Source organism: Limnospira sp. PMC 289.06 (genome assembly GCF_032350395.1).
Classification (GTDB): Bacteria; Cyanobacteriota; Cyanobacteriia; order Cyanobacteriales; family Microcoleaceae; genus Limnospira; species Limnospira platensis.
Window position 1 is genome coordinate 17515 of sequence record NZ_JARPLC010000052.1, and the last position, 13496, is coordinate 31010.

General features: G+C 47.7%; 14 protein-coding genes. 10 read left to right on the forward strand and 4 right to left on the reverse strand.

What is annotated here, in order from left to right; translation table 11 throughout:
• Positions 1-31: 31 nt before the first annotated feature.
• Both P5674_RS12610 and P5674_RS12615 read right to left on the reverse strand, forming a co-directional pair.
• Positions 32-1006, reverse strand: a complete 975-nt coding sequence (locus P5674_RS12610) for a heme o synthase (protein WP_006624865.1) — start codon at positions 1004-1006, stop codon at positions 32-34.
• A gap of 86 nt (positions 1007-1092) precedes the next feature.
• Positions 1093-2028, reverse strand: coding sequence for a COX15/CtaA family protein (locus P5674_RS12615; RefSeq protein ID WP_006624864.1), 936 nt, complete (start codon positions 2026-2028; stop codon positions 1093-1095).
• 114 nt (positions 2029-2142) lie between these two features.
• Here P5674_RS12615 and P5674_RS12620 point away from each other — a divergent pair, with 114 nt between their 5' ends.
• The 8 genes from P5674_RS12620 to P5674_RS12655 all read left to right on the forward strand — a co-directional run bounded on the left by P5674_RS12620 (position 2143) and on the right by P5674_RS12655 (position 10034).
• On the forward strand, positions 2143-3180 hold the full coding sequence (locus P5674_RS12620) for a cytochrome c oxidase subunit II (RefSeq protein ID WP_006668207.1): 1038 nt from the start codon (positions 2143-2145) through the stop codon (positions 3178-3180).
• Positions 3181-3247: 67 nt separating this feature from the next.
• On the forward strand, positions 3248-5005 hold the full coding sequence (ctaD, locus tag P5674_RS12625) for a cytochrome c oxidase subunit I (protein WP_014277092.1): 1758 nt from the start codon (positions 3248-3250) through the stop codon (positions 5003-5005).
• 84 nt (positions 5006-5089) lie between these two features.
• A complete protein-coding gene (locus P5674_RS12630; protein ID WP_014277091.1) occupies positions 5090-5713 on the forward strand; it encodes a cytochrome c oxidase subunit 3 in 624 nt (207 codons plus the stop codon).
• 122 nt (positions 5714-5835) lie between these two features.
• Entirely contained in the window at positions 5836-6660 is an 825-nt protein-coding gene (locus tag P5674_RS12635) for a Ycf66 family protein (protein ID WP_006619457.1), read from the forward strand.
• Positions 6629-7255 (forward strand): TolB family protein, encoded by a 627-nt coding sequence (locus tag P5674_RS12640; RefSeq protein WP_006619458.1) that lies wholly within the window; start codon positions 6629-6631, stop codon positions 7253-7255. The genes P5674_RS12635 and P5674_RS12640 overlap by 32 nt, the downstream gene beginning before the upstream one ends.
• Positions 7252-7782 (forward strand): TolB family protein, encoded by a 531-nt coding sequence (locus P5674_RS12645; protein ID WP_035737751.1) that lies wholly within the window; start codon positions 7252-7254, stop codon positions 7780-7782. Before P5674_RS12640 ends, P5674_RS12645 begins: the two co-directional genes overlap by 4 nt.
• Positions 7783-7954: 172 nt before the next feature.
• Complete coding sequence (locus P5674_RS12650; RefSeq protein WP_172973450.1) at positions 7955-9427, forward strand: trypsin-like peptidase domain-containing protein; 1473 nt, start codon at positions 7955-7957, stop codon at positions 9425-9427.
• Between the two features lie 67 nt (positions 9428-9494).
• Positions 9495-10034 carry a PPC domain-containing protein gene (locus tag P5674_RS12655; protein ID WP_006619461.1) on the forward strand — a complete coding sequence of 180 codons (540 nt, stop codon included), beginning with the start codon at positions 9495-9497 and terminating at the stop codon, positions 10032-10034.
• Between the two features lie 137 nt (positions 10035-10171).
• Here P5674_RS12655 and P5674_RS12660 read toward each other — a convergent pair whose 3' ends face one another.
• Positions 10172-11767, reverse strand: coding sequence for an Hsp70 family protein (locus tag P5674_RS12660; RefSeq protein WP_006619462.1), 1596 nt, complete (start codon positions 11765-11767; stop codon positions 10172-10174).
• Between the two features lie 105 nt (positions 11768-11872).
• Here P5674_RS12660 and P5674_RS12665 point away from each other — a divergent pair, with 105 nt between their 5' ends.
• Together P5674_RS12665 and P5674_RS12670 are read left to right on the forward strand one after the other, a co-directional pair.
• The gene (locus P5674_RS12665) at positions 11873-12298 is read left to right on the forward strand and encodes a transposase (RefSeq protein WP_014277088.1); all 426 of its coding nucleotides are present in this window, start codon (positions 11873-11875) and stop codon (positions 12296-12298) included.
• A 217-nt stretch (positions 12299-12515) separates the two neighbouring features.
• Positions 12516-12641 carry a hypothetical protein gene (locus tag P5674_RS12670; RefSeq protein WP_315670024.1) on the forward strand — a complete coding sequence of 42 codons (126 nt, stop codon included), beginning with the start codon at positions 12516-12518 and terminating at the stop codon, positions 12639-12641.
• A 65-nt stretch (positions 12642-12706) separates the two neighbouring features.
• Here the strand turns inward: P5674_RS12670 and P5674_RS12675 are convergent.
• The coding region (locus tag P5674_RS12675) for a GUN4 domain-containing protein (RefSeq protein WP_315670025.1) at positions 12707-13496 on the reverse strand (790 nt) is incomplete at its 5' end.

Genomic DNA, 13496 nt, shown 5'->3' on the forward strand with positions numbered 1-13496 from the left:
GAATCAATTGTCAACGGTCAACGGTGAACTGTCAACTATTAACTCCCATCCAAGTTTGCCAAGTGTGCGCGACAGCCATAGTCATCTCATGGGTAGCAGGGAGACTATCAACCACCATACCCGCACAGAGTAGCATCAGATACAGAATAGAATACTTGAATAGCGATCGCGCCACATCACGGTTATGGGGAGTTTGGAGTAATTCCCAGGCTTTCTGGAGAAAAACTGCCCCCAACCCCAAAGCGATCGCCCCATAAACCCAGCCACTGGTATGGAGGGGATAAACCAATAACAGACTGGTAGGAATCAAAACCAGACTATAAATCCAAATTTGTTGTGCTGTGAGTTCATCTCCCTCAATAACTGGCAGCATAGGGACACCGACATCCTGGTATTCATCGCGGATCATAATAGCCAAGGCCCAAAAATGGGGAGGAGTCCATAAAAAGATAATCACAAACAGCAACCAGGCGGCCCAACTCAAATCTCCGGTAACTGCTGCCCATCCTACCAGGGGAGGGATAGCCCCGGCTGCGCCGCCAATGACAATATTTTGGGTACTGTGGCGCTTCAGCCAGTGGGTGTAAATTGCCACATAGAAGACAATACCGGACATAGCCAATAAAGCAGCCAGGAGGTTAGCAAAAACAGTTAGGAGGGTAAAAGAAGCAATCGCTAAAGCGATCGCAAAAATCATGGCATCGCGAGGCTTAACCCGTCCCGAAGGAATAGGCCGCCAGCGGGTACGTTCCATAATATAGTCAATATCACTGTCGTAAAGACAGTTAATGGTATTAGCAGCCCCAGAAGCTAAGGTTCCCCCCACCATAGTCACCAACAGCAGCAGAGGATCAACTTCCCCTTCTGCAGCCAACCACATTCCCGCCGCCGTTGTAATCAGCAATAACAAAATAATTCGAGGTTTAGTAAGTTGATAGTAGCTTTTCAGCACTTGTAGCGGGTTATTGTGGTGTCGAGATGAGTTAGTCTGAATAATCTCTTGCATGGATCAATTGGTTATGAGTAGTTAATCAGAACACCGAGCCCATATTTCCGGGATAATGGCCCTAGTCCTTGGTCAATTAAATCGAGTTATATCCCCAAAAATCGGCGATTTTCCTGGGGAGACACTTGGCGATCGCGGCATCCCAAAACAGTGAGAGCGACTAAAATGCCTAATAGTATAGCTCCCATGCCCTGATGGGCGATCGTGAGAGGTTCAACCTGTAAATGTAGCTTAAAGGTTGCCACACCTAACAAAATTTGTGCAATCACACAAAGACCCGCCCCTAATGCCAATCGTCGTATCATCGGATTAAGGGCAGAAGTACGCCTAGCTAAAGTCACCACAAAAAGAGTCATCAAAGTAGGCGGGACTACTCCCAGGATATGACCATTCATCACCCCGCACAGTTGAGAAGCACCAAAACACTGATGCAAAGCCCACTGAGAAGCGACCAAGCCACCTAAGAGGCTTTGGAGATATACCAGGACAGCAGCAGCCAGACTCACCCAGGGCAAATATCCAGCATTACCAGTTCCCTGATAAGGCATCAGAGTAAAAGCGATCGCCATTAGGGTCGAGAAAAATAATAACGCAGTTCCCAGATGAGCCGTAACGATATCAAACCGCAATAGTTCAGTCACAGTCAAACCACCGAGAACCCCCTGAAACACCACCAGAAACAGGGCGAAAGTAGAAGCCCAAGGCATCCAGCCCGGAAGATGTTGTCGATGCCACCAGGATAAACCCACTAAGTAGGTTGTACCCAAACCAATTAGGCCGGCATCGAGTCGGTGAAACCATTCTAAGAAAACTTGCAAATTCATCTGAGCCGTAGGAACCAGTTGACCATAACACAAAGGCCAATCCGGGCAAGCCAATCCGGCATTCATCACCCTAGTAGCACTACCAACAGCCATCAGTAGCCAAGTAGCGATACATAGCTTCCACACCAGGCGGCGAATTTTTTCTTGAGGAAGTTGTTGGGTTGAGATTTGGTCAGTCTGATAGACAGTATTGGTCATGAGTCTCACACCTAGTCAATGGCATAATTTTGACTTATCTGCCCCAACTGTGCAACTTTCACTCTCCGCCGCCCTGGGTCATCTGTGCAGTTTGGTCAATTGCTGTAAGATAGGATGGCGATAGAACTTTTACAGCAGGGGGTTTTCGTGAACATTCCTAGCTCAATCTGGACTTTGTTAGTCGGGATTGCCATTACTCTGATTAGCCTCTGGTATGGTCAGAACCATGACTTATTACCTGTAGCAGCTTCTCCCGAAGCAGCAGAGGTCGATCAACTTTTTGATTTGATGATGACCATTGCCTTTGGTTTGGTGCTATTAGTTGAGGGGGCTTTAGTCGTCTCCTTAATTCGGTTCCGTCGCCGTCCCGGAGACAATACCGACGGCCCCCCTATTCATGGCAATATTCCCCTAGAAATTGTGTGGACGGCAATTCCAGCAGTTATCGTTTTGGGGATCGGAATTTATAGTTTCGACATATATAACCAAATGGGGGGACTAGACCCTATGGCATCGGGTTCCCATTCCATGGCGGATCACGCTAAGATGTCGGGAGCAGCGATCGCCGCTTCTTTATATGATGCAGAAGATATCACCCCAGGAGGTCAGCAAATCTCCCTAGGGATTGGTGCATCTCCCTCACGAATAGGCTCACCTGCCGATATAACTATTGATGTTAATGGTCTTCAATATGCCTGGATCTTTAACTATCAAAATCAAGGGGTAATTTCCGGCGAACTTCATGTAGCCGCTGGTCAGGAAGTGCAATTAAACATCAGCGCCCAAGATGTGATTCACGCCTTATGGGTTCCTGAACTCCGCCTTAAACAAGACGCTATCCCCGGACGCACAACCGAACTGAGGTTTACAGCCAACCAAGTCGGAACCTATAATGTAGTTTGTGCCGAACTCTGTGGCGGTTATCACGGAGCCATGCGGACAGCAATGGTAGTTCATACCCCCGAAGAATTTGAAGCCTGGGTAGCAGAAAATAGCTTTGCTAACAACCCAGACCAACAACCCACCGTAGCCACTAATCCCAGGGATATGTCCGAGGGTGAATTTCTCGCCCCTTATGTGGCACAAATGGGGATTGAGCAGCATAATGCGATCGCACAGTTGCGACATCACCATGGGGTTGTCGGACTTTAGCGCCCAAATCTCATCATTTCCTGAACACATAGCCCCAACTCAGGTTAACCCTTTCACTGTTTGATATATGGCTCAAGCACAAATAAACATCACAGGCGACTCAGCCATGAGTAACCAAGAGGGAGAACGTCGCCCTCTGGACTTTTTCGGCTTCAGCACCGACCATAAAGTGATCGGGATTCAATATCTGGTCACTTCCTTTATCTTTTATCTAATTGGCGGGTTTATGGCTGGTATCGTCCGCACCGAACTAGCCACCCCCGACCCGGATCTTGTCGATCCCGAAATGTATAACAGCCTGTTCACCGTCCACGGAACGATCATGATCTTCCTGTGGATCGTCCCAGCCGGCGCAGGATTTGCCAATTATCTAATTCCCCTGATGATTGGAGCCAGGGATATGGCTTTTCCGAAACTGAACGCCGTCGCCTTTTGGCTAATTCCCCCCGGCGGACTGCTATTATTAGCCAGTTTCCTCATCGAAGCGCCCCAAGCGGGTTGGACTTCCTATCCTCCCCTCAGTTTAGTGACAGGTAAAGTCGGCGAAGAAATTTGGATTCTCAGCATTTTGCTATTGGGAACCTCATCAATTTTAGGAGCCGTCAACTTCTCCGTCACCATCTTTAAAATGCGTATACCCACCATGGGGCTAAATGATATGCCCCTTATGTGTTGGGCAATGATAGCAGCTTCCGCCCTAATTTTACTCTCCACCCCCGTCCTCGCCGCCGCCTTGATTTTGCTCTCCTTTGACCTCTTGGCGGGAACCAATTTCTTTAACCCCAGCGGCGGCGGCGACCCTGTGGTTTACCAGCACTTATTTTGGTTTTACTCACACCCGGCCGTTTACATCATGATTCTGCCCTTTTTTGGGCTGATCTCCGATATTCTCCCCGTTCATGCGCGTAAGCCCATTTTTGGTTATCAGGCGATCGCCTATTCTAGTCTCGCCATTAGTTTCCTCGGCTTAATTGTCTGGGCGCACCATATGTTCACCAGCGGGACCCCCGGTTGGCTGCGGATGTTCTTTATGATCACCACCATGATCATCGCTGTTCCCACCGGAATTAAAGTCTTTGGTTGGCTCGCCACCATTTGGGGAGGTAAACTCCGCCTCAATAGCGCCATGCTATTCGCCATGGGTTTTATTGCCACCTTTGTAATTGGTGGCGTAACAGGAATCATGGTCGCTTCCGTACCCTTTGATATCCACGTCCACGACACCTACTTTATCGTTGCCCACTTTCACTATGTCTTATTTGGCGGCGCAGTATTTGGTATTTTTGCCGGAATTTACCACTGGTTCCCCAAAATGACCGGGCGCATGATGAATGAAAATTGGGGTATTGTTCACTTTGTGCTGACCTTAATTGGCGCTAACATGACCTTTATGCCCATGCACATTTTGGGACTGCAAGGAATGCCCCGTCGGGTCGCCATGTATGACCCCCGATTTACAGAACTCAATGTGGTTTGTACCATTGGTACTTACATTCTGGCAGTTTCCACTTTTCCCTTTATCATCAATGCCGTTTGGAGTTGGCTAAAAGGTCCCAAAGCACCCGGCAACCCCTGGGAGGCTTTAACCCTCGAATGGATGACCTCTTCTCCTCCACCCATTGAGAATTTCCACACCACCCCAGTATTGAGAACTGGACCCTACGACTATGGTATGAAGAAAACCTTGTCAATTCGTGCGCGTCTCAAAGAAATGGCTAGTAGTGTACCCCCCCGCAATAAAGAAACCGGGATTAGGGTTTCCGAGGCGCAGTCTTCATCATTACTAGGAGATATCCAGGATTCTGATTCTGACAATCATCCCTAGAAATCCCTAATTGAAACGGTCGGACTTCCTCTCAAGTTCGGCCGTGATTAGCAGTTTGTATTACACAACTTGGATTAGAATTTCATGCAATTTACATCAGTTGACCAGTCCCAAACTACCACCAACTTAGCTACAGAGGCGATCGCCTCTTCCCGACACCATGAAGAACACCCAGATCATCGTATTCTAGGGGTCGTCGTTTTCCTAGTCGCAGAAAGCATGATCTTTTTAGGGATGTTTTCCGCTTATTTAATTTATCGCGCCATGTCCGAACAGTGGCCCCCCGAAGGCATTGAACGGGAACTACTGTTACCCGGAATTAATACCATCATCCTGATTTCTAGTAGCTTTGTCATGAATCGCGGCAACAAAGCCATTAAAAACGGTGACCAAGCCGGTTTACGGGTCTGGTTCGCCGCCACTGCTATCATGGGCGCTATCTTTTTGGCCGGTCAGGTTTATGAATACAGTAGCCTAGAGTTTGGGCTAACAACTAACCTTTACGCCAGTTGCTTTTATGTATTAACTGCTTTTCATGGTTTGCACGTCACCTTCGGGGTTATCCTCATTTGTGGCGTGTTGCTACGTTCCGCCAAAGATGGACACTATACCAAAGAATCCCACTTTGGCCCCGAAGCCGCAGAACTATATTGGCACTTTGTAGATGTCATCTGGATTATTCTGTTTATCCTCCTTTATTTGCTGTAAGGCTGTAGCACACTTAATCAATTTTGTCAACCCCTAGCGCGGGTTTTTTGGGATAATTGGCTCTGGCCTGAGCGATTTTCCCCGTTTGAGCTAAGATAGGACTGATGCTGGAGATTTAGATAATGGTCAATTTAGGATTGAACTGGAGCAGCCTACTAGGGATTGTCCTAGCCGTGGCTGGTGCCGCGCTATACTTTCTCCGTTCCTGGAAACCCAAGTTAGCTCGTGATCACGATATTTTCTTCGCCGCAGTCGGTTTACTCTGTGGCGGGATTCTTCTGTTTCAGGGATGGAGACTTGACCCGATTCTGGCTTTTGGTCAGTTTATGTTAACCGGGACTGCGATTTTCTTTGCAGTCGAAAGTATTAAACTACGGGGAGTCGCGACAACTAAGGCTAAGGAACGAGCATCTTTTGTCGATGACGATCGCTATGTAAGTGATGTTTATCGGGTAGATGCAGAACTAGACGAAATCGAGCCCGTCGAAGAGTACGCCCCCATGGCTCGTCAAATTCGGGGAACCCGAGAGTCTCGCCCTTCCAGACCCGATATGTATGACACAGAATCGGAGCGTCGTCGCCCCAGTAGTCGGCGTACCAGCGCCCCCAATAGTTCCGTAGAACGTACCAGAACGCGCCCCCGAAGCGCCCCCTCCGGTAGTAGTAGACCGCCCATATCAGACGGCTGGGAATCTGACCTAGAAACCGATAGTCGTCCTAGTCGGACTCGCAGCAGTAGACCTGCATCAGTAGACCGCAGCGACATTGGCACTGGTGGATACTCGTACCCAGATACAGATGAACCATCACCCCCCAGAAGTCGGCCTTCTCGGTCTTCGAGATCGGCAAATAAACCAGACCGGAGAGATGTGGCGACTACCGACTATGTAGAGTATCGTCCAGTAGACTACTCAGATGATGATTATAACCGTTCTGGGGAATACTAGGATTTTCCAATACTCTCAAACCCTGTTGGGAAAAATATTTCCCAGGCTGCGGTTAAAGGGGACTGGTCGGGCGAAATTCGCCCTGATTCTAGTCTTGCTGTTTCAGGCGATGATGGTCGGTTGTACAACAGTCGCCATCAATTCTTCTATGGTTGATGGTGCTATCAATAGCATAGCCACTGATGAGCAACCCGCATTAAGTGGAAACGGTCGGTTTTTGGTATTTGTGTCTAACCGAGAAGGTCAAAATCAATTGTTCCTGTATGACCTGCGGCGGCGTAGCTATAAAACCTTGGTAGAATTGAGGCGATCGCTAACAGTAATGGAAAGCCCCAGTCTAAGTTATACAGGGCGTTATATAGTTTATAGCGCCAATGACTCAGGCCGTGCCGACATTTACCTATACGATCGCCTTACCTATCGATTAGAAATGCTCACCCGGGGATATCGAGGTGGAGTAAGACATCCTCACATCAGCCCTAATGGTCGTTATATCAGCTTTGAGGGTTCCAGGCGAGGTCAGTGGGATATTGAAATTATCGATCGCGGTCCGAATATTGAACTCGATACAGAAACCTCTCTGTCTGAATCATGATCAACCCATATTACAAACGCCTATTTATAATCGGATTATTAGTCATATGTCTGGGAATGGTCAGCGGTTGTGCTGGCTATCCTCGACTGTTAAATTTACCCCCCGACTTACGGGTAAACAGCGTCAACTCTCCCAGTACAGAAATGAACCCCCAGATATCTTCTGATTATCTAGTTTTCGCATCCGATCGCCAAGGTCGTCAAGATATCTATCTTTATGATCGAAAACAACTCGAACTCATCGACCTACCCGGCTTAAACTCCATAGATGCGATCGCCTCCGAACCCGCCATTTCCACCGACGGTAACTATATTGTATTTAATTCTACCCGTGGCGGACAGTCAGATATTTATTTGTATAACCGAAACACCCGCCAACTAAGAAACCTCACCGACAACCTCAACGCTCAAGTACGCCATCCCACCATTAACGCTGATGCCAGTGTAATTGCTTTCGAGTCTAGTCTCAATGGGCAGTGGGATATTGTAGTTTATAACCGATACGGTCAAGCCCTCAATATACCCTAATCTTCCGGTATAGTTTCCGGGTTTTGGGTAGAGTATGTCAAACTAGAAGATAGTTGTAATTTTCCCCCAAGTAGCGATCGCTCTAAATTTTGTGACCTCAGAAAAATCTCATCAATAGCATAAACCCCCACCCTAGTTGACAGCCAAATACCCGATCATAAACCACCCAGTTATGATGAACCATATATTCTTAAACCATTTAACATCTGGATTTTTAACCCTTAGCACCAGCCTAGGTCTGAATATAGCCCCAGCTAGTGCCATTTCCCCCATAACCGAACCAGAGCCCTCTCCTATTCTCATGGCTTTGGATCTCGAAGAACAAACCAATATCCGGGTTTATGAAAAAGCCAGTCCTGCTGTAGTTTCCATCGACACCGAAAAAGCTAACGGTAGCGGTGCAATTATTACCGACGACGGTATGGTGCTTACTAACGCCCATGTCGTCTCCCAAGGCGGCCAGGTAGAGGTAACACTTGCCGATGGTCGTAAAATGGTTGCTGATGTAGTTGCTTATGGCGAGAATGGGCTAGATTTGGCTTTGCTGAGGATTCGCAATGCTAGAAACTTACCGACCATTCCCATTGCTAGACCCGGTTCCGTCAGAGTAGGACAAAGGGCCTTTGCCATAGGTAACCCCTTCGGTCAATTCCAAAATACCTTTACCGTCGGAATTGTCAGCCGCATTGACCGAGAACGGAATTTAATTCAGACTGATGCTGCTATCAACCCAGGTAACTCTGGCGGACCCCTGCTGAACAGTCAAGGGGAATTAATTGGCGTGAATACCGCCATTTTTACTAGAGGTCGTGGAGGTGGCAATATTGGCATTGGTTTTGCCATTTCCGTAGACAATGTGCCCCCATTTTTGCAAGCCGCCAAAGAAGGACGCGCCCCCCGCACCGCTCAACAACAGCGTCCGATTATGTTTAACAATCAGGATGCCAAACCCTTACCAGTAAACGGTCAGGAAGTTAGGGGAGTTCTAGCAGAAGGTGCTAATGTTCTACCCGTTGATAACAGTTTTTACAATCTTTACACCTTTGAGGGAGAAGCCGGTCAGCGGGTAATCATCGACATGATGAGTGATGATTTCGACTCCTATTTGATTTTGCTCGATATTGATGGCAATGAATTGGCTCAGGATGATGATGGGGGGGATAATACAAATGCCCGTATTGATGTGACATTACCTGATACTGGCACTTATACCCTGTTGGCGAACTCCTACCAAGCCGGGGAAACCGGAAACTATCGATTAAGGTTGCGGACCGTTGCAGGCGATCGCCGTTCGGAGTTACCCTCTTCTGATAATGTCATGTTGCGTAGTTCGGGAATATTAGACTCTGATAACGCTTCTGTACTTCCTTCTGATGGTAGTCTTTACCGTGAGTATAGTTTTGATGGAGAGGCGGGTCAATCGGTGAGAATTGATCTAACCAGTTCTGATTTTGATACTTATTTGGCGCTGTTTAGCCCGAATGGTCGCCTGGTTGGTGAAAATGATGATATAAGTGATGCCGATACTAACTCCCGCCTGACTGTGACCCTCCCTGCTACTGGTCCTTATCGAGTGGTGGTTAACGCTTTTGATAGTACGGGTCGTGGTCAGTACCTGCTGACAGTTCGTGAAGTTTCTATATAAGGTTTGATGCTGAGGAAACTGTTTCTGTTGGTGGTTGGTAAATCTAATTTGTTGTTTGAGGTCTTTTATGCCTATTAAATTCTTCCTTGCTACAGCCACCAGCCTATTGGCACTTCTGCCCATTTCGATTCTACTGCCTTTTTATGGGGCGATCGCCTCAGAGTCTTCTTTCGCTCCCTCAGAGTCTTCTTTGGCTCAAGGTATGGAACCTGATGCCGTTGATACCCCCCCCTCGGGATCCGAGTCTTTACCGCAGCAAGATACAGAACCTGTCGCTGGCGAAATTATTTTGCTCGAACAGGGGGAACTGAGAGATGGCGATCCAACTTTACCTACCGATGGTAGTTTATTCCATCAGCATACTTTCTTTGGGGAGGCTGGTAAAAAAGTTAAGATCCTCCTGGAAAGTTCTGAGTTTGACACCTATTTGGCGCTGTTTAACCCCCAAGATGAACTCCTCGAAGAAAATGATGATATTGATGAAACTAACACCAATTCACGCATTATTATTACCTTACCGGATACGGGAACTTATCGGGTGATTGTCAACTCCTATGATGCTACTGGACGCGGTAGGTATCAGTTGCGAGTCAGTGAGGTTGAATAAAATCGGATTAATCCCAGGTTGATTGGCACTTCAACCGTAGCCGTGGGGGGTCTTTCCTCCCCTGCTATTCTCTGCTGAGGCAGAGTTTTTTTGTGGGTTAAAAAACTGCCATATTGGCTGGGTAATTTGTGGGTAAATTAGTCCTCACGTATCACAAAACCTGGGAACATTTGGGCGATAATATTTCCCAGTTCATATTCAACTTTTCGCTTTCCCCCCACCGAGACGATCGCCAAATAAGCCACTTGGGAGCGGTTCACCCGCATTCCCACCCGCCATTTTTCTGAGGCGACGTTTCTCGGGAGTTTGACCGTATCGGGTAAAACCTTTTTGAAAATTTGCCCCTTCGATTGGGGAACCACCCCTAATATCACCTCTGGGGTGTCGTGGAAGGCTTCCAGAGGGGGGATATCCGCGAAGCGGAGGGAGGCGAGGTCGTCTAAATTTGCGCCGCCTTCAATGATGGGAATAAATGTTTCTTCCACTTCCATAGAAGCCGTCATCATACCCACCACAATTCCGATAGTGTGGATGTAGGTTTCGCGGGGTTGCACTAAACCATTGGCGATTAAACAAGCACCGTAGGAAATGGCAAAGGCACTCTGAATCAGGTTAAAATCATTATCAACTCGGGGGTCTTTCTCCGTTATTTTTAGGGCATCTAGGATGGTTTTTTGGACTAGGTAAAACTGACAAAATCCCCCCACTAAAAACAGGCGATCGCATGGTTCCTGATGGGTAGCCAGCCACTGATTTACCCGTTCTAATACTCGGCGAATTCCCTCGGCGATCGGCTGGAAGGCTTCGTCAACTTCCCCGTTGGTGATGGTATAGCCATTAGAAAAGCTATAGAGCGTCTTTTCTGCGAGGTATGAAGGGCTTTTGCAGTAGTTTTTGAGTTTTTTGGTGTATCTGTCATGCCCATCGATTTTCAGGCTTTCAAAGCTCTGTAACAGGTTCATAAATTCCTGGCTGTTGAGGTCGGGTTCTGTGCCGTTTTGTTTTTTGTAGGCTTGGATAACACAACGGCGATCGAAGGCTACCCCCGCCGATTCCAAACCGCGATCGCCTTCTCCGTCGAAGTACAAAACCTCAACCTTTTTGTCTCCATAAACGCGGCACAAACTCACATCAAAAGTTCCCCCACCCATATCGCAAACCAGCAGATTACCTTGGAAAGGTTCCTGATTTTCCTGTTGGTGGCGGCGTTGGGTTTCCCAGGCGTAATAGGCGGCGGCTGCGACCGGTTCACTCACCAGTTGAATCAGTTGTTTTTCTAGTCCCAAATTGTGGGCAATTAAACTTTGCAGGTTTTCCCGTCCCCGGTTGGAGATATCTCGCTGCCAAATTTCCGGCACCGACACCACCAAACCCTCGATTTCCCCCTGTTGGCAGCGGAAGCTGTAGGTATTTTCTGGGGAGAGGAGGAGTTGTCGCAGGTAGTCGGTGGTAACGGTGATGGGGGTGTGTTTTGATGAGTAATTATTGGCAAAATTTTCGGTTAGCGGCAAGTCCATTTTAAAGTTACCGTAACTTTCCATTTGCGGGTCGCTGGCTGCTGCTTGTCGGGCGGCTTTTCCGATGTCTATATAGCCGTCGTCTTCGTAGGCGATGAAGGAGGGAATTGATTCTTGCTGTCCGCCATATTTAAAGGCGACCGGTTTGCCATTTTCCAGGTAGGATATAGTCGAGTTGGTGGTGCCGAAGTCGAGACCGATTTTAGATGATGCCATCGCGGGTTTTTAACTGTCGATGCAGGGCTACTTATATTATAGATATATTATAGAGGCGATCGGCTTGTCTCGATTAGAGAATCAACCACAGCCACCAAGGATATTATGTCTCGCCCTACTCGAAACTTTCAACCTGGACACTGCCATCATGTCACCGTTAGATGCAATAACCGCGAGTTCAAATTGACCCGGACCGAGTGTCGGAAGGTGCTACTGTATACCATTAAAAGGGTTTTGGAAAAATACCGCTTTCGGCTGTATGGGGTCTGCATCATGTCCAACCATGTTCATTATCTCATTGAACCGTTACACCCGGAAGACTTACCCAAAATTATGCACGGGTTGAACTGGTATGCGGCGATGTGCTTTAATCGGATGCTAAACCGCACGGGTCATTTCTGGGAGAAGCGCTATCACTCCTCGGCTTTTCCGAATACGGACAAACAGCGGGCACTGAATACTTTACGATATATCCATGCTAACCCGAAAGCGGCTCGAATGCTAGAGGGGGTTTTTCTACGATTTCTCTAATTATGGCAGCTATGACCGCCTGACGGATGATGGACTCACCCAATGGCATCCGGCTTTTTTGGCTTTGGGAAATACCCTTGACGAGTGTGCCCGAAAGTATCGGGGGTTTTGCAAAAAGTATAAGCCCAACCCGAAGCAGGAGAAGCGCTACCACTGGGGAAGTAAGTTTTTACCGAAAGTTATCAAGGGAAGTGGCAAAAAGCCCTCTCCTGGACAGATGAAACTTCCTTGGAATATTCCCGACCGAGAGGACCCAGATATGGTGACAGAAGTGGCGGCCAAATTTGTCCAAGCCAATGGCTACCGCCCAGAATGGGAATGGGAAGTGCCAGGTATCGAATAGGGAAAAAGCCCATGAATGCGTGAAAAAGTTGCCGAAAACAAGAACTTGACAACTGCCTGAAGTGGTTATATGCTACAGGTTACAAGTCTTTGCGCGAGAGAAGAGTACATCATAATATCGTATAAAACCTTACCAACCATTTCCCTAGTATACAAACAAGGGAGATGGCCTCTCTTGGCTGACCCAGGGGAAAACGTATAATCTTTCCTACTCAACCACGACCCACCCACTCGCCATCCTACCTCGTCTGCAAACCGATACCATATTGTATCACCTGGATAGCTTCCATCAGGCTTACCTCCACAATTGATGTAAATTTGCTTCTGGACACTAAACCCGAAGAGTCCGTTACTGTGTTTAACCCAAAGACCATCGATGATTCGCAAATCCTCGCAAGGAAAGTTTTTGATATCATCCTCGTATAAATATCCCCGTTGGGTTTTTCGGGCCACCGCTAACATCATCTTAGCCGTTTCTTGGTCGGCAGCTTTCCACTGGCCTGATTTCAATAATCTGTGGAGTTGGGTATAATCAAAACCAGAAGATGAAGACACGATGGGAGTATCTGCCACTGCTTCAGTTATCGACTGGAGTTGAGATGCGATCGCTTCTATCTGCGATTCTAGGCGTGATTGGGATTGAGATGCGATCGCTTCATTCTGCGATTCTATCCTTGATAGCGATTGGGATTGAGATGCGATCGCTTTATTCTGGGATTGGAGTTGAGATGCGATCGCTTCTATCTGAGATTCTAGCTGTGATTGGGATTGGAGTTGAGAAGATGCGATCGCTTTTATCTGTGATTCTAGCCGTGGTAGCGACCGGAGTTGAGAAGATGCGATCGCTTCTATCTGG